The organism is Halalkalibacter oceani (genome assembly GCF_040544555.1).
GTDB lineage: Bacteria > Bacillota > Bacilli > Bacillales > Bacillaceae_D > Halalkalibacter > Halalkalibacter oceani.
On sequence record NZ_JBEPKD010000006.1, the window covers coordinates 152,837 to 168,451 of the forward strand.

Here is a 15,615-nt window from a genome sequence, read left to right on the forward strand (position 1 = left end):
CAATGGATGGAAAGGCTCGGTTTTACTGATTATGAGGAGTTTTACGAGCGCTCGATTACTGATCCCGGCTGGTTTTGGGAACAGGCGGAAAAAGAGCTGGAAATCAGCTGGTATAGGCGCTATGAGAGGGCTTATGACCCGGCCAGGGGGATCGAATGGCCGATTTGGTACCGTGGCGGTCTGCTTAACGCCAGCTATAATGCGATTGAAAAATGGAGCGCCACGGCAGAATATCGTCAACAGCCGGCCCTTTTTTGGGAAGGTGAGGATCGGCAAAAGCGGAGCATGAGCTTTCAGGAGCTGACGGAGGAAACGGAGCGGATCGCCGCCGGGTTGAAGAAGCTCGGTGTGAAGCGTGGAGATGTCGTGATGATCTATATGCCGGTGCTGGCGGAAACGGTGATTGCGCTGATGGCGATAGCGAAGCTCGGCGCGATTTTTTCCCCGATTTTCTCCGGTTATGGATACGAGGCTGTCGCAACGCGGCTTCAAGCGGCTGAGGCGGTGGCTGTCATCACCGCTGACGGCTACTTCCGCAAAGGGCAGGAAATTGCGATGAAGCAGGAGCTTGATCAGGCATTAGCCTTGTGCCCGACTGTTCAGCATGTCGTCGTCGTTGAGCGGCTGAAAACGGCAGTTTCGTGGAAAGAGGGACGCGATGTAAAATGGACAGCACTTCTTCGCTCGCCGCCGCTTAAAAAAACAGAAACGATGAACAGCGACGACCCGTTGATGATTTTATATACGTCGGGAACGAGCGGCAAGCCGAAGGGCACCGTCCATACTCATAGCGGCTTTCCGTTGAAAGCGGCGTTTGATGCCGGGATTTGCATGGACGTGAACAAGAAGGACCGCATGTTTTGGTATACTGACTTCGGCTGGATGATGGGACCTTTTCTTATGTTCGGTGCCTTGCTTAATGGTGCCGCGATTGTGCTTTATGAAGGCGCTCCCGACTATCCGGCCCCCGATCGGCTTTGGCAGCTGGCGACTGAGTACAAGGTGACTCATTTCGGTCTTTCACCGACCTTGGTGCGGGCGCTGATGAAGTATGGTGAACAGTGGACGCAGAGGCATGAGCTGTCTGAATTAAAGGTGCTGGCCTCAACAGGTGAACCGTGGAATGATAAACCGTGGGAATGGCTGTTTACCCATGTTGGCAAAAGCCGGCTGCCGATCATCAACTATTCAGGCGGCACGGAAATTGCCGGCGGGATTTTAGGAAATATTCTGATCCGGCCGATTGAGCCGAGTACGTTTAATGCCGCCTTGCCGGGAATGGCGGCGGCCGTGTATTCGGCGGAAGGGAAAGAGGTCATAGAAGAAGCCGGTGAGCTGATTTTGACAAAGCCGTGGGTCGGGATGACAAACGGGTTTTGGAACGAGCCGGAACGTTATATTGAGACGTATTGGTCCCGCTGGCCATCCGTGTGGGTGCATGGCGATACCGCTGTCCGCAGCGCGTCGGGCTATTGGCGAATCAGCGGACGTTCGGACGATACGTTTACGATCGCCGGAAAGCGGATCGGACCAAATGAATTTGAAACGGCTTTGGTCAGTCATAGCGCCGTTCATGAAGCGGGGGCAATCAGCATTCCCGATCCGGTAAAAGGAGAGGCGGCGATCTGCTTTGTTGTTCTCCACGGGGATGTGTCGGCAAATGAGTCATTGAAACAGGAGCTAAAAACTCATCTCGCGCGGACGTTGGGAAAAGCGTTCATCCCGCAGGCGATTCACTTTATTCCTGATTTGCCAAAAACAAAAAATGGAAAAGTGATGCGGCGCATTTTGAAGGCCACCTATGCAGGCGAAGAGGTCGGCAACCAAACGGCACTTGAAAATCCCGAGATCGTAAATGAGATCAAAGCACTGCGCCCGAAATAACCTAGGGGGATGAAAAAGCACGGCAATGGTTTCACACGCCACAGGATTTTAAAGATGGTGGCGGTTCCGCTCATTGCTTCGAGCTTGCGACAGGCTTTTGTCGCAAGCTCTTTTTCCATTTATTACACAGCTTGTGCGTACATATCTGCCTCTAAAAAAACCACACTAGAAGTACAGAAGGAGGTGAATCAAATGGCTAGCAACAACAACGGAAATTCAAACCAACTTCTTGTACCTGGTGTACAACAAGCGCTTGATCAAATGAAATACGAAATTGCGCAAGAATTTGGCGTGCAGCTTGGAGCTGATGCGACTTCTCGTTCTAACGGTTCTGTAGGTGGAGAAATCACGAAGCGCCTTGTCCAAATGGCTGAACAGCAAATGGGCGGATTTAAACAACAATAATGAAATGGCTTTAAAAAGAGGGTGTCCGTTTAGGGCACCCTTTAAACAATGGGGAGGTATCGAAATGGCGATCTGTACGGTTTGCAACGGCATGAGTCAAATTGATTACACATGCCCAGCTTGTCATGTACGCACTGTTGATTTTGGCAAAATTATGGATTACGAAGACAGCTACAGGCCCTATGAAGAAATTGAAGTAGCGAAGGCCGCCAATGGCATCGCAAATGACCGGGAAGAACAGCTTTGTCCTCATTATATGATTTGTCCCGCCTGTTCGAGCTCTTTTGTGTATCAAGTAAAAGAACAGTAAGCCCCCTCCTTTTCCTCCTAATTTAGCGAATTTTCTTGCAAAAATATCGAGAAAGACTATATAATGTGAAGCATATTCCTTTGTTATTGAAGGGATAAAAACGTTAACAGGGGGAATAGACTGTGGTAGAGGAACAACAAAAAATTGCAGTGGTGACAGGAGGGAGCCGCGGTATTGGAAAAGCGGTCGTCAAAAGGCTTCTTCAAGCAGGGCATCTCGTTGTGTTCGGCAGCCGTACGGAAGCCGATAGTAAGCAAACTGTAACGGAGCTTTCCTCCATCGGAGAAGTTCATGGACTTGTGCTCGACGTTTCCGAACGGAAGTCTGTTCAGCAATTTGTCGATGAAGTGATCGATCGGTTTGGCCGGATTGACATTCTCGTTAACTGTGCCGGAATTAATATCCGCATTCCAGCTGAGGACTATCAGGAAGAGGATTGGGAGAAAGTATTAAATATTAATTTAAGCGGGGCGTACCGGATGTGTCAGGAAGTCGGTAAGCAGATGATTCAACAGCAGTCAGGTAAAATATTAAATATTACATCGATGCAGTCTCATATCGTTACCCCGAACCAAAGTGCCTATGCTTCAGCGAAAGGTGGACTTGTCCAATATACGAAGCTGCTAGCCGTTGAATGGGGCAAGCATAATATTCAAGTGAATGCCGTCAGCCCAGGTTTTATTGAAACGGAAATGACGCGAAGAACACTGGAGGAACCGGATTACCGCCAAAAACTGCTCAATCAAACAGCTCAGCAGCGCTTCGGCACACCGGAAGAAGTCGCGGAAGCCGTTGAGTTTCTTGTATCGGAGCGGGCGAGTTTTATTACCGGCCATATTTTAGCGGTTGATGGCGGATTCCTTGCCGGTCATCCTTCCTTTGTTCCACCACAATCATAATTATTTATTATGGTCAGACCATCATTCCTAATGAAAAAAATGATTGCGCTTACAAAGGGAGGGAGGAGAAAATGGGGAAAAATTAACAATTTTCAATTCCAACGATCATCAAATGTGGTCGGGGTATTTCCGCTCAAATTGGAGAAACATTGAAAAGCTATCGTCTTAAGAAGCTGTTAATTGTCACGGACAAAGGAGTCAGACAGGCGAATTTGCTGGAAAAAATTGAAGCCTCCTTACGCAGCAGCGGGATTGATTATGCCATTTATAATGACGTAGAGCCGAATCCGAAGGCGGAGCTGGTCGAGGAAGGGGTCGCTTTTCTCAACGCCGAGCAATGTGATTCGGTGCTAGGCATCGGCGGAGGAAGCAGTCTCGACACGGCAAAGGGGATCGCGGCGATGGTAACAAATAACGGAAGCATTCTTGACTATGAAGGGATTGGCAAGCTGCCGAACCCGACTCTGCCATTGTTTGCGATCCCCACGACAGCGGGAACCGGCAGTGAAGCCACAGCTTCAACCGTTTTTACAGACCGCGAGACGCTGTTTAAAGCGGTCATTATCAGCCCTCATCTCTTTCCAAAGGTCTCCTTTTTAGATCCGGGATTGATTTTGCAGCTGCCACAAGGCATTACAGAGGCCACAGGAATGGATGCTCTAACCCATGCGATTGAATCCTACGTGTCGAAGGATGCGACGCCTGTGAGTCGCGCGCTGGCGATTCAGGCGATTAAAATGATCGCCACTGATTTAGAGAAAACCTATTTCGTCGGCACTGATGTGGAGAGCCGGGAAAATATGCTCGTTGCCTCGATGCTGGCCGGAGTCGCCTTTTCGCAGTCGCGTTTAGGAAATGTACATGCGATTTCTCATACGTTCGGCGGCGTGTTCAACATTCTGCACGGAATCGCCAATGCGACGCTGCTGCCATTTGTCATGGAGTTTAATCTTCCGGCCTGCGCTGAGAAAATGAAGGATATTGCCGTTGCGCTCGGGGAAAATGTCACGAGGTTAAATACGCTTCAGGCAGGGGAGAAAGCAATTGAAGCTGTCAAACGGTTAAATCAATCTTTGAATATACCAAATAATATTAAAGAGTTAGGCGTTTCACTTGACCACTTGCCGCAAATGGTCGAAGATTCGATGAGAAGCGCAAATGTCCTGTCCAATCCCCGCCTGACACGGGCCGAAGATATTGCAGCAATTATCGAACGCGCTTACGCCACTGAGGAGCTTTGATCCCTCTTTACATATCGGTCATTGATCCGTACAGTGATGGTAGAAACGATACTACAAAAAAGGAGATGATTACATGTTTTATGAAATGAGAACGTACACGATTAAAGTAGGGAAAGTCCCGGAGTATTTAAAGCATTTTGAGGAAAATGGTCTTCCGGTTATTACGAAATATGCCAAGCTTGTCGCCTGGTGGTACACGGATATTGGCGAACTGAACCAGGTCATTCACGTCTGGGAATACGAAAGCATGGATGACCGCGCTGTGAAAAGAAGACAGCTTTATCAGGATCCAGACTGGATTGAAAAATTTGTGCCGACCGCTTTTCCGATGCTTGAAAAGCAGGAGTCGAAGCTGCTCTATGCCGCCGACTTTTCCCCAATTGGCGGAAAAAACAAGTCATAATGACAGGAGCCTGGGACAAAGGAAGCTGCTGGAAAAGTGAAAATCATACTTTTTCAGCAGCTTTTTCGTGATGAGCGGAGCCATTACTCTTCTTCGAGTTCCCTTTCTCCAGTCTCTTACGTGAGATAAGCCGTCTTTATTTAATGACGAGCTCAGTCTCCTTGTCAAAGAAATGGACTTTGTTCATATCAAGGGCGAGATCAATTGAATCGCCGCTCGCCACCGTTGTGCGGGAATCAATACGGGCGATGAGCTCCTGTCCTTCAATCGTTGTATAAAGAATCGTTTCCGCTCCCATCAGTTCCGCCACATCAACCTGCACCGTGATCTTTGTGCCAGGCGAAGCCTCAATAAACGCCAGTTCATCATGAACATCTTCAGGGCGAATGCCGAGAATCAGTTCTTCCCCATCATAGCCTTTCTCCTTTAGCACTTTTAAGCGGGCGCTTGGAACCTTGATCGCAATATTGCCCGCCTGGAACGAGTCGCCCTCAATCCGACCCTGGAGAAAGTTCATTGCCGGGGAGCCGATGAAACCCCCGACGAAAATATTTTTTGGGTTGTCATACACTTCTTTTGGCGAGCCGACCTGCTGAATAAAGCCGTCCTTCATAATGACAATCCGTGTCGCCATCGTCATCGCTTCCGTCTGGTCATGCGTGACGTAAATCGTTGTTGTTTGCAGGCGCTTGTGCAGCTTAATAATTTCCGCTCTCATTTGTACGCGCAATTTTGCATCGAGATTGGAAAGCGGTTCATCCATAAGAAACACTTGCGGGTCGCGGACAATCGCCCGTCCGAGAGCGACACGCTGCCGCTGTCCGCCCGACATCGCTTTCGGTTTTCGATCGAGCATTTCCTCTAAGCCGAGAATTTTGGCGGCATCTCTCACCCGCCGGTCAATTTCATCTTTTTTAAACTTGCGGAGCTTAAGCCCGAACGCCATATTGTCATAAACATTCATATGAGGATAGAGCGCATAATTCTGGAACACCATCGCAATATCGCGATCCTTTGGGGCGACATCATTCATACGTTTTGAGCCGATATACAAATCACCCTTTGAAATGTCCTCCAGCCCGGCAATCATCCGCAAGGTCGTTGATTTTCCACAGCCGGAAGGACCGACAAACACGATAAACTCCTTATCCTCAATATCGAGGTTAAAATCGGTCACAGCGGTGACATCCCCATCATATACCTTGTACACATTCTTTAATTGAATCTCTGCCATCATTGTCCCTCCTCATTAACTTATTTGAATTGTAAGTTTTTTGAGAGAGAAGAGCTATGGCAACGTTGCACAAACTTTTATGGAACCGCTGTGCACAATGACAAATAGGCACCGCTTATTTAGGATAAACGCCCTCCTCAAGTAAAAGCAGCGCCACGTAGACGACGACCGCCTGAGGGAATTGGCGGATATCAAAGCTCGTCCGCTCCATCCATTTATCAATCCGGTATTGCAGGCTGTTGCGGTGCATATGGAGGGCTTTGGCGGCGGCGGAAATATTGAGATTCGATTCGAAATAGAAGCGGAGACTTTTTAACAGCTCTTGATCCGCGAGCAGCTCTTTGTCGAAAATCCGGCTAATAAATTGACTTCGCTCCTGAGCTGACAAGGACTGTAGCCAAAAGTAAGGAATCAGTTCATATTCGTAATAAACGCGCTTTCGTTTTTTAGGCGCAACGAAGCGGTCAAAGCAGGCCGACTCCCACTGAAATTGTGATTTTGCCAATGATCTCGGCTGACTCGCTCCGATCAGAAGAGTAACATCGACATAGAAATCGGTCGAAAGAGCTTCACAAAAGCTTAAATAATCAGGTGATTCATAGTCCTGCTGCCTGGCGTCCGTAACAATGACTCCCCTTGTCGGACTGATCCACAAAAAGGTCATCGACAAATCAAACTCGCTCTCCCAAATTTGCTGAAAAGCGGCGACGTCCTCAATCTGCTTTTCAAGCAGAAAGTGAATCAATTGCACCGACTCAGGCTGAGTAGGCGGTTTGCCCTGATGAAAAAGCCAATCCGCCCACTGCTTCTCAGAAAGCGACTTCGGCAGAGGCAAAGGCCGATAAGCCTCCAGCAGGAGCGATAACAGCATTTGCTCATTTTCCGTCAGCTTCGCCTTAACAAATCCGAGCGGCTTCTCATCCTCTCCCTCAAACCACAATACACCCTCCGCATCCGGCTGATAAGACCCTGGAAAAATCGCCCCGGCAAACTGCCGCTTCACCTTCTCAATCATCCTCAATCCCCTTCCCACACACGTTTCCAACAGTATACCAAAAAGCCCAACCAAATGGTCGGTTTTTGACCATTTGGTTGGGCTTGAAGGAACGAGCGAAGCCGCTTTCCAAAAGCCCGATAATCGGTTTTATTAGCGGGCAAAGCGAGCGAAGCCGTTCCAAAAGGAGGAAGGTTTTTGACCATTTGGTTGGGCTTGAAGGAACGGTTTTGCTATTTGATTAGACTTAATTACTGTTCGCCTGGTGGATCCTCCTCCTTGAAATCACGGGCTTGTTCAATTTTTCCGGCATGGTGGTCATTGACGGTGCCGCCGCCAAGCCCTTCGTTAATCATCCGGTCAACATCGACAAAGTACTTATCTCGTCCTTCGTGCTGAGAATCTTTTTTATCTGCCATCTGCACCACTCCTTTACTGCTAGCGTGGCGGAGAGAGGATGATTTTATACATCGAGCGAAGCTGGCTTGATGTCACAACGTATCGTATACTAGAGCTATCGTAGAGAACATTGAAGGAGTGACACACGGTTGCAAACAGTAGGATTGATTGGTTTTATGGTCATCATCGGCGCGATTATCGGCGGTGTGACCAACTCATTAGCGATAAAAATGCTCTTTCGCCCGTACCGGGAGATAAAAATTAGGGGATGGCGTTTGCCGTTTACGCCGGGATTAATTCCAAAGCGTCATGATGAATTGGCCTCACAGCTTGGCAAAATGGTCGTCGATTATTTATTGACAGCAGAAGGACTGGCAAAGAAGCTCAAAAGCTCTGCTTTTACAAGCGGCATGACGAGCTGGCTTCAGGGTGAGGTCAAGAAGCTGGCAGCGAGTGAAGTCAGCGTTGCGCAGCTGCTGAAAGAGCATACAGACATAAAGGAGCCAAAGCAGCTGGCGGTGGAGCGCACTGAGCGCTTTATCCAGCAAAAATACCGCGCTTTTTTTGATCAGCATCAGCAGACAACGCTGGAGCAGATCCTGCCGGTCCCCTTAATGGGAGCGGTAGAGCAGCAAATTCCAAAGCTGACCGCTTATCTGTTGGAGCGCGGCCAACATTTTCTCCAGCAGCCAGAGGGAAAAGAAAGGCTCAGTATGATGATTGATCGGTTTCTCGCGCAAAAAGGGACGATCGGAAATATGGTGTCGATGTTTTTAGGAAATGAGCGGCTTGTCGATAAAGTCCAGCCTGAACTGATCAAATTTTTCCGCGATGAAGGGACAAGCCAGCTCGTCGAAAACCTGCTCAACCAGGAATGGCGTAATATCAAGCAAAAGCGTCTCGGAGAGCTTGAAGAATTTTTAAATGAAGAACAGACTGTCGCCTGGCTCGTGCAGACAGCCGAACAGCAGGTACCGGTTTATCAGTGGCTTGAGCTGCCGCTGAACGAATGGGCGGCGAAGTATGAAGAAGCGGTTACGACGGCAATCATTCCGAAAGGGGTTGACCTGCTCACCGAGTGGCTTGCGCTTCATTTAGAAACCTTACTGGCGAGCTTTCATTTGGACGACATTGTCCGCGAACAAGTACAAGCCTTTTCTGTCGAGCGTCTCGAGGAGCTGGTTTTATCGATTTCAAGGCGCGAATTTAAAATGATCACTTATCTCGGGGCGCTTTTAGGCGGTGTGATCGGGCTGATTCAAAGTTTTATTGTGCTGATGCTCGGGTAAAGGAAAAGCGACTGTAGTATTTGCTTCATTTCGCTATAGGGGATGCAATGTCGGAGTGAACATGTTATAGTCGAAAAGACTATGTTTTTTAGGAGGACTTACCTTATGTCGAATGTATACGATAAGGCTCAGGAATTAAAGCGCGGTTTAGCGGAAAGTGAAGAGTTTACGACATTGAAATCATTGCATGAGCAAATTGAAGCAGATGAGATTGCGAAGAAAATGCTTGATAACTTCCGCCGACTTCAGCTTGATCTTCAGCAGAAGCAAATGCAGGGAGTTCAGATCACCGAGGAAGAAGCGCAGCAGGCTCAACAGCAATTTGAAGTGATCCAGCAGCATGATCTGATTTCAAAGCTGATGGAAGCAGAGCAGCGTTTGAGCGTGATCATCGGCGATATCAACAAGATCATTACCGAACCGCTTGAAGCGATTTACGGCAACCCGGAACAGCAATAAGCGCTGAAGCGATGCCGAAGCTCACCAGTGAACATATACGCCATGGCGTCGAAACAGGCAGTCCTCTCAGGGCTGCCTGTTTTTATTGATTAATGCTTCGTCAGTTTTTTGCCAATCAGGGTGGCCATATGAAAAATAAAGCCTGCAAACAGACCGAGAGCAGTGGAAGCGAGAATCGTCATGCCAATGTTGGCAATAGGCCGTTCCATGCTCGATATAGATAAAAGAATTAGAATCAATGGAGGAAATAAATAAAACGATAACAATCTTTTCACAGTCAAGACTCCTTTTTGGATGTTATTAAAAAGTATATAGCGGATAGGAAGGGTTTTCAATAGAATGAGCAGTTCTATCTTGACGGCATTTCTCATAAGCTAAGGGAGAAGAGTGAATCCATATTTTTATCATGGACAACGAGAAAAGGGGGACACGGAAGATGACATACCGCTTGCTAGCCCTGAACATCGATGGAACATTGCTAAAAGCAAATGCCAGAATAGCAAGGCAGACAAAGGATGCAATTGACTATGTTAAACAAAAAGGGGTCTATGTGACATTGGCGACGTCAAGGCCGTTTCCATCGGCCAAAAAGGTAGCGAAATCATTAAAATTATCGAGTTATTTGATTACAAATGATGGGGCATTTGTCGCCTCTTCGAACAAAGAGCCGCTGTTTGTCAGAGCGATCCCGACGGAAATTGCGATCCAGATTACCGATTTTCTCGAGCAATATGAATGTCACATCCGCGTTCTGCATGAAGATCATGCGACCGGGAACAGAGTGCGCCAAAAAAGCAATTTAATTGCCAAAATGACGGTCGGGGTCGGTGATCCGCTTTACTATCCGATTTCATTTGTTGATTCTGTCAGTGAGCAATTGTTAAAGGATGCGAGTCCGCCTCCTAAAATACAAGTACAGTTCTTTCATGACAGCGAGGAGTTAAAAGCCATCCAGCAAATCAAAAAACAGGTAAAAGGGATCCATGTGATGGAAACAGGGGCGGGGCGCTATGACTTCATCCATGCCGAAGCCTCAAAAGCGCGGGGGCTGAGCGTACTTGGGCAGCATCTTGGCATTGAGCCTAGTGAAATGGTCGCCATCGGCGCTTACGACAATGATGTCGAAATGATTTCCCAGGCCGGCCTTGGCGTAGCGATGGGCAATGCGACTCCGGCGGTCAAAGAAGCAGCCGACTGGTTGACACGCTCCAATGAGCAGAATGGTGTCTCGTACATGATCAGAGAGGTGTTCCGCAAGCAGCTACGCGTGCAATTATAACATAAACGAAGGGTGTGCCAAAAAGGAGTTCGTCGTCCTTTTGGGACACCCTGATCTCATTGGATGGTGGTCAAAGAAAATTCGTTGACTCGTTTTGGTTCAGATCCTTCTTACGATTAGTCAAGTTCTTTCATTTGAAGTTTATGAAGGGGAGATCAAGTGTTTTACCTACATGAGGGGAAGTTCACCGCTCCTGAAATAAACTTCGCTTTCGGCGGGAAGCTGATGAGCCTCCTCGGGCTACCGCCCTGTGGGGTCTCACCGTTGCTTTTTCTCTCGCAGGAGTCTCCGTCTATTTCATCCGCTTCGATAGTGTCTTGGTCAAGAGTCTAGGTAAACACCTTAATTATGATAACGCACGGAAGCCATTTTCAGGCTCGCTACAAGAGGATTCATGCGACAAGTATGCCCGTAATTATGTAGAAACTTTGAATAAATCACTGTCGCTTCAAATACGGATTTAAAGTAATCCGAGGGGCTGATCGACCTTCCTTTCCTTCTACTACTCTTAGAAACATAAAAAAGCGTGTATTTATTCACGCTTTTTTATGTTTCATCAACTTTAATTGTTATCAGATCATCGTTATACATACTAAGCATTTCAATCGACCATCGTTTGTCCTCTTCATGAAAGATAAGCGATTTTACCAAGGGAACCCGCATATGTTTATCGCCTTCTATTTCATTTAAGGCTACTTGTATTACCTCGACCTCTGTCAGAGCAGAATTGCCCGGATGCGCGATCGTCACGACTTCAAAGCTGTCAAATTCCGCTCTTAGCGGTTGAGTACCGAGAGCCTGCCCATTTTTAAACCATACTCTGACATATTGCCCGAGTTCAATAGGGACAGGCTCTTGAGAGGAGAGCCAAACTCCGGAGCTGTCTCCATCCAGATAATTTTGAGTAACAGCCGGTTTCCCTCTGTTTTAACAGCATAGTCTTCAAAATCCCCGCCATTAAAATTGACTGTTTTTTCTAATGATCCTGTCACGTGATTTTTAAATAAAGCGAAGCTTAGCATACAAATCAATAGTATCGTGAAATGGATGAAGATTATTTTTTTTATGTGACATCCTCTCCTTTTTGCTAGCGATGAAATAAAAGCAGCGTTCCAGAACGGGTCAAGCGGTGCGTCTGATTATAGTACTGACGTTCATGCAGATCCTGCTCCGCAAGCGCTTTGGCGGCTTCGTCCGTCTCTGCCTCGAAGCGATTCTCGAAAACGAGCTCTCCTGTTTCGTTAAAAACGGTCAATGTATACTCCATTTCTGTCAGCCCTTTCCCTTTTTACGTTCAGTTTAAAACGGAGCCGGCTAATAATCAATCGAAAAAGGCTTTTTGCTGGAAACGCATTATTGATTTGTAAAAAATGGAATCCGCGTTTGGGTGATTCCGGCTGATGACTCGTGCTAAAATGAAGCTTGATGAAGAAAATGAAACGACAACGCCGCTGAATCGTATGACTAAAGAGAGACGAATGGGCAAGGAGGGCTATGGATGGGACTTGATATAACAAATGTGACGAAGCGCTTTGGCGCGTTCACCGCTGTCGATGATCTGACGCTTACCGTTCCAGCAGGGCAAATGTTTGGTATGCTCGGGGCAAACGGAGCCGGGAAAACGACGACATTCCGGATGCTGCTCGGGCTGCTGCAGCCGACTGAAGGGAAAATCAGCTGGAAGGGCGAAGAAATCACCTATCAGCGCACGAATGAGGTCGGCTATTTGCCGGAGGAACGCGGGTTATATCCGAAATTGAAGGTGAAAGACCAGCTTCTTTATTTAGGGCGTCTAAAGGGGATGGACAAGGCTACGATTTTAGCTGAAATGGAAAAATGGCTTGAGCAGTTTAAAGTACCGGAATATGCGACGAAGCGAATTGAAGAGCTGTCAAAGGGAAATCAGCAGAAAATCCAATTCATTGCCGCCGTCATTCATAAACCGGAGCTTCTCATTCTCGATGAGCCTTTCAGCGGACTTGATCCGGTCAATGTTGAATTATTAAAAGGGGCCGTAATGGAGCTGCAACAAAACGGTACGACGATTTTATTTTCCAGTCACCGGATGGAGCATGTGGAGGAGCTGTGCGAGCATTTGTGTATTCTTCACCACGGAAAGCCGGTCGTATACGGAAAGCTGCGCGAGATCAAGAAATCGTTCAGCAAGAAAAACGTCTTTATTGCGAGCGATTACGATTTATCATCATTAGCCGACCAGGCTGGAGTGCTGAAGTATCGCCAGACAGCAGAAGGGGTACGACTCCAGGTCGAGCATGAGGATGTCGCGAGAGATGTCTTTCAATTTATTGCTGAAAAAGGCTTTGTCCGCAAGTTCGAAGTGGAAGAGCCGAGCTTGCACGATATTTTTATCGAAAAGGTAGGGGAGAGCTATGCGTAATTTCTGGATTATCGTCGGCCATACGTATACAAAGAAGCTGCTTACGAAAACCTTTCTCGTTACGACGGCGATTACGCTTCTCTTCGTCCTCTTTTTCATGAATATGGAGCGGATTTTTACGATGTTCGAGCAGGATGCGGAGCAGGCAGCCACTCATATTGTTGTCGTCGATGAAACGGATGAGCTGATTGATCCGTTAAGGGACCAGCTGCAGCCGTTTACCGAGCGGATTATTTTGGCCGGAGAAGCGGAGACGCTGGAAGAAGCCCGTCAGAGCGTCGAAGCAGGAGACTATGATGCGGCTCTGAGGATCTCTTATGATCAACAGGGGCAGCTCGAAGGAGAGTATTTCTCTGATTCTTTAACACAAACGTTCGCGCCCAACCAGCTGCAGCAGGCTTTGCAGCATGTGAAGGAGACGCGCTTGACGGTCGAACTGGGCCTCAGCCCGGTCGAACTGGAACGGATCTACCAGCCGATCTCCTTTGAACTGACGACGATCAGTGAAACGGCTAAATCAGAAAGTGAATTAATGCAGGCGCAAATGATCGTCTATGTGCTGTTATTTGTTATTTATTTTACGGTGCTGTTATTTGGAAACATGATCGCGACGGAGGTTGTCACCGAAAAATCATCACGTGTGATGGAAATTCTTGTATCGACGGTTTCGCCGATCACGCAAATGTTCGGTAAGATCGTCGGCATTGGCTTGCTGGCGCTGACGCAATATGGTTTGTTGTTCCTGGTCGGTGCTGTCAGTTTGATGATGCAGGCCGACGGAAGCTCATTGGCGGGTGCTTTTTTGTCAGAGGAGCTGCCGCTTGATTTACTCGGTTATGCCATCCTGTTCTTTTTATTAGGCTATTTCCTTTATGCGACGCTGTCAGCGACACTCGGTTCAATTGTCAGCCGGGTGGAGGATGTCAATCAAGTGCTCGGGCCGGTCAACTTCCTCGTGATCGGAGCCTTTTTCCTGGCGATGTTCGGGCTGAACGCGCCTGAGTCGACGGTCGTGACCGTGGCGTCCTTCATTCCGTTTTTTACACCGATGCTGATGTTTCTCCGTGTCGGCATGTTGTCTGTTCCGCTCTGGGAGGTCATTTTGGCCCTTGTAATTCTTCTTGGTACCATTGCGGTGCTGGCGGCGATTGGAGGCCGTATTTTTAAAGGGGGCGTGCTGATGTATGGCAAGAGTTCGGCACTTAAGGATTTAAAAAAGGCGTTTCAGCTGTCGAAGCAGGAACGGTAAAAGAGAGCCTCCATTTGGTGGCAGGCTGTTTGTATGGTAAACTAATGAATGAAAGAGGAGGTGGGTAAGGATGCTGGAAGTGATTTCGGAGATGATGATGCTTTGGTACAGTGTCATTCTAACAGTATGGCTCGTTACAGCTTTTGCAAAAGCGAATATCGTACTGATGGAATGGGAGCTCCGGATGAGTTCACGGAGACAATGGCTGAAGCTGGAAGGCGGTCAGCCTCCAGGGATGCTCCTTATCCCTTCCCAACGAAGCAGCTATCGGCCGAAGATTCCGAACCGGGCCGATCACCATAAATCAGATGAGGAAGATCCTTCCCTTGTTGTTTGCTGACATTAGTGAAAACAACAAGGAGGATTATGAATGAAAAAACGATTACTGCTAGTGATGATGATTGGGCTGGTCGTCCTGTTAAGTGCGTGTGGAGCGGCGAACCAGGCTCCGATTACGATGGAGACGGAAGGATTTTGGAATCACTTCTTTGTCTTCCCGATGTCATGGTTATTGATTCAAGTTGCGGAGCTGTTTGATGGCAGCTATGGCTTCTCGATTATCGTTGTCACGATTGCGATTCGGCTGTTATTGCTGCCGCTCGTATTGAAACAACAGAAGAGCGCGCGGGCGATGCAGGCGTTGCGTCCGGAAATGGAAGCCTTGCAGAAAAAGTTCAAAGCCGGTGATAAAGATCCAAAGAAGCAGCAGGAGATGCAAAAGGAACTGATGGGTCTCTACCAGACACATGGCGTCAATCCGCTTGCCGGCTGTCTGCCGCTCTTTATTCAAATGCCGGTTCTGATGGCGTTTTACTTTGCAATTATGCGGACGGAGCAAATTGTGCTCCATACGTTTCTATGGTTTGACTTAGGACAGCCTGATCCTTTTTACTTGCTGCCGCTCATTGCCGGCTTTACGACATTTTTGCAAGTGAAAATGACTGCTACAGGGCTGCAGGATCAGATGAAAGTGATGATGTATATTATGCCTGTCATGATTATCGTCGCCGGTATTACACTTCCCTCGGCCTTATCGCTTTATTGGGTAGTGGGCAACATCTTCATGATTATTCAAACATATTTTACCGTGACAAGATTTGAGCAGAAGCGGGCGGAAGTAAGCAACTCATAAAGTGAGACAGCAGAGCCTTGGAAAAGGGTTGAGATTATCC

At 47.8% G+C, this 15,615-nt stretch carries 18 protein-coding genes; 13 read left to right on the plus strand and 5 right to left on the minus strand.

All coding sequences use genetic code 11. The features are described 5' to 3' along the window. Positions 1-6: 6 nt before the first annotated feature. The 6 genes from ABMB67_RS09450 to ABMB67_RS09475 all read left to right on the plus strand — a co-directional run bounded on the left by ABMB67_RS09450 (position 7) and on the right by ABMB67_RS09475 (position 5,142). Positions 7-1,884, plus strand: a complete 1,878-nt coding sequence (locus tag ABMB67_RS09450) for an AMP-binding protein (protein ID WP_390189393.1) — start codon at positions 7-9, stop codon at positions 1,882-1,884. Between the two features lie 192 nt (positions 1,885-2,076). Continuing rightward, the gene (locus ABMB67_RS09455) at positions 2,077-2,289 is read left to right on the plus strand and encodes an alpha/beta-type small acid-soluble spore protein (protein WP_251195537.1); all 213 of its coding nucleotides are present in this window, start codon (positions 2,077-2,079) and stop codon (positions 2,287-2,289) included. 64 nt (positions 2,290-2,353) lie between these two features. Beyond that, the gene (locus tag ABMB67_RS09460) at positions 2,354-2,599 is read left to right on the plus strand and encodes a hypothetical protein (protein WP_354571917.1); all 246 of its coding nucleotides are present in this window, start codon (positions 2,354-2,356) and stop codon (positions 2,597-2,599) included. A 122-nt stretch (positions 2,600-2,721) separates the two neighbouring features. Next, positions 2,722-3,498, plus strand: a complete 777-nt coding sequence (locus ABMB67_RS09465; protein ID WP_251221483.1) for an SDR family NAD(P)-dependent oxidoreductase — start codon at positions 2,722-2,724, stop codon at positions 3,496-3,498. A 107-nt stretch (positions 3,499-3,605) separates the two neighbouring features. Next, positions 3,606-4,739: an iron-containing alcohol dehydrogenase gene (locus tag ABMB67_RS09470; RefSeq protein ID WP_354571938.1), complete on the plus strand. Its 1,134-nt coding sequence runs from the start codon at positions 3,606-3,608 to the stop codon at positions 4,737-4,739. A 73-nt stretch (positions 4,740-4,812) separates the two neighbouring features. Continuing rightward, positions 4,813-5,142, plus strand: coding sequence for an NIPSNAP family protein (locus ABMB67_RS09475; protein WP_251221485.1), 330 nt, complete (start codon positions 4,813-4,815; stop codon positions 5,140-5,142). 136 nt (positions 5,143-5,278) lie between these two features. Here the strand turns inward: ABMB67_RS09475 and ABMB67_RS09480 are convergent, their stop codons facing one another. The 3 genes from ABMB67_RS09480 to ABMB67_RS09490 form a co-directional block, all read right to left on the minus strand. Further along, a complete protein-coding gene (locus ABMB67_RS09480) occupies positions 5,279-6,376 on the minus strand; it encodes an ABC transporter ATP-binding protein (RefSeq protein ID WP_251221486.1) in 1,098 nt (365 codons plus the stop codon). Between the two features lie 115 nt (positions 6,377-6,491). Next, the gene (locus ABMB67_RS09485) at positions 6,492-7,391 is read right to left on the minus strand and encodes a PucR family transcriptional regulator (protein ID WP_354571918.1); all 900 of its coding nucleotides are present in this window, start codon (positions 7,389-7,391) and stop codon (positions 6,492-6,494) included. A gap of 230 nt (positions 7,392-7,621) precedes the next feature. Then, the gene (locus tag ABMB67_RS09490; RefSeq protein WP_251221488.1) at positions 7,622-7,789 is read right to left on the minus strand and encodes a hypothetical protein; all 168 of its coding nucleotides are present in this window, start codon (positions 7,787-7,789) and stop codon (positions 7,622-7,624) included. Between the two features lie 129 nt (positions 7,790-7,918). On the opposite strand from ABMB67_RS09490, the gene ABMB67_RS09495 reads away from it, so the two are divergent. After that, positions 7,919-9,058 carry a DUF445 domain-containing protein gene (locus tag ABMB67_RS09495; RefSeq protein WP_354571919.1) on the plus strand — a complete coding sequence of 380 codons (1,140 nt, stop codon included), beginning with the start codon at positions 7,919-7,921 and terminating at the stop codon, positions 9,056-9,058. 105 nt (positions 9,059-9,163) lie between these two features. Continuing rightward, positions 9,164-9,517: a YlbF/YmcA family competence regulator gene (locus ABMB67_RS09500; protein WP_251221490.1), complete on the plus strand. Its 354-nt coding sequence runs from the start codon at positions 9,164-9,166 to the stop codon at positions 9,515-9,517. Positions 9,518-9,606: 89 nt separating this feature from the next. On the opposite strand, the gene ABMB67_RS09505 is transcribed toward ABMB67_RS09500, so the two are convergent. After that, positions 9,607-9,792 (minus strand): hypothetical protein, encoded by a 186-nt coding sequence (locus ABMB67_RS09505; RefSeq protein ID WP_354571920.1) that lies wholly within the window; start codon positions 9,790-9,792, stop codon positions 9,607-9,609. Between the two features lie 161 nt (positions 9,793-9,953). Between ABMB67_RS09505 and ABMB67_RS09510 the strand changes: the two genes are divergently transcribed. Next, the gene (locus ABMB67_RS09510) at positions 9,954-10,796 is read left to right on the plus strand and encodes a Cof-type HAD-IIB family hydrolase (protein WP_251221492.1); all 843 of its coding nucleotides are present in this window, start codon (positions 9,954-9,956) and stop codon (positions 10,794-10,796) included. Between the two features lie 1,087 nt (positions 10,797-11,883). On the opposite strand, the gene ABMB67_RS09515 is transcribed toward ABMB67_RS09510, so the two are convergent. Next, a complete protein-coding gene (locus tag ABMB67_RS09515; RefSeq protein ID WP_251221494.1) occupies positions 11,884-12,063 on the minus strand; it encodes a YhzD family protein in 180 nt (59 codons plus the stop codon). Positions 12,064-12,294: 231 nt separating this feature from the next. On the opposite strand from ABMB67_RS09515, the gene ABMB67_RS09520 reads away from it, so the two are divergent. The 4 genes from ABMB67_RS09520 (at position 12,295) to yidC (ending at position 15,575) form a co-directional block, all read left to right on the plus strand. After that, positions 12,295-13,194, plus strand: a complete 900-nt coding sequence (locus ABMB67_RS09520) for an ABC transporter ATP-binding protein (protein WP_251221495.1) — start codon at positions 12,295-12,297, stop codon at positions 13,192-13,194. Beyond that, positions 13,187-14,443: an ABC transporter permease gene (locus ABMB67_RS09525; RefSeq protein WP_354571921.1), complete on the plus strand. Its 1,257-nt coding sequence runs from the start codon at positions 13,187-13,189 to the stop codon at positions 14,441-14,443. Before ABMB67_RS09520 ends, ABMB67_RS09525 begins: the two co-directional genes overlap by 8 nt. Positions 14,444-14,513: 70 nt before the next feature. Next, positions 14,514-14,783 carry a hypothetical protein gene (locus tag ABMB67_RS09530; RefSeq protein ID WP_251195317.1) on the plus strand — a complete coding sequence of 90 codons (270 nt, stop codon included), beginning with the start codon at positions 14,514-14,516 and terminating at the stop codon, positions 14,781-14,783. Between the two features lie 30 nt (positions 14,784-14,813). Further along, a complete protein-coding gene (gene yidC, locus ABMB67_RS09535) occupies positions 14,814-15,575 on the plus strand; it encodes a membrane protein insertase YidC (protein ID WP_354571922.1) in 762 nt (253 codons plus the stop codon). The last annotated feature ends 40 nt before the right edge of the window (positions 15,576-15,615 follow it).

Coding starts and splice junctions, on each gene's coding strand:
- ABMB67_RS09455 (WP_251195537.1), top strand. CDS start 2,077: ATGGCTAGCAACAACAACGGAAATTCAAACCAACTTCTTGTACCTGGT.
- ABMB67_RS09485 (WP_354571918.1), bottom strand. CDS start 7,391: ATGATTGAGAAGGTGAAGCGGCAGTTTGCCGGGGCGATTTTTCCAGGG.
- ABMB67_RS09525 (WP_354571921.1), top strand. CDS start 13,187: ATGCGTAATTTCTGGATTATCGTCGGCCATACGTATACAAAGAAGCTG.
- ABMB67_RS09475 (WP_251221485.1), top strand. CDS start 4,813: ATGTTTTATGAAATGAGAACGTACACGATTAAAGTAGGGAAAGTCCCG.
- ABMB67_RS09490 (WP_251221488.1), bottom strand. CDS start 7,789: ATGGCAGATAAAAAAGATTCTCAGCACGAAGGACGAGATAAGTACTTT.
- ABMB67_RS09480 (WP_251221486.1), bottom strand. CDS start 6,376: ATGGCAGAGATTCAATTAAAGAATGTGTACAAGGTATATGATGGGGAT.
- ABMB67_RS09450 (WP_390189393.1), top strand. CDS start 7: ATGGAAAGGCTCGGTTTTACTGATTATGAGGAGTTTTACGAGCGCTCG.
- ABMB67_RS09530 (WP_251195317.1), top strand. CDS start 14,514: ATGCTGGAAGTGATTTCGGAGATGATGATGCTTTGGTACAGTGTCATT.
- ABMB67_RS09500 (WP_251221490.1), top strand. CDS start 9,164: ATGTCGAATGTATACGATAAGGCTCAGGAATTAAAGCGCGGTTTAGCG.
- ABMB67_RS09520 (WP_251221495.1), top strand. CDS start 12,295: ATGGGACTTGATATAACAAATGTGACGAAGCGCTTTGGCGCGTTCACC.
- ABMB67_RS09515 (WP_251221494.1), bottom strand. CDS start 12,063: ATGGAGTATACATTGACCGTTTTTAACGAAACAGGAGAGCTCGTTTTC.
- yidC (WP_354571922.1), top strand. CDS start 14,814: ATGAAAAAACGATTACTGCTAGTGATGATGATTGGGCTGGTCGTCCTG.
- ABMB67_RS09510 (WP_251221492.1), top strand. CDS start 9,954: ATGACATACCGCTTGCTAGCCCTGAACATCGATGGAACATTGCTAAAA.
- ABMB67_RS09460 (WP_354571917.1), top strand. CDS start 2,354: ATGGCGATCTGTACGGTTTGCAACGGCATGAGTCAAATTGATTACACA.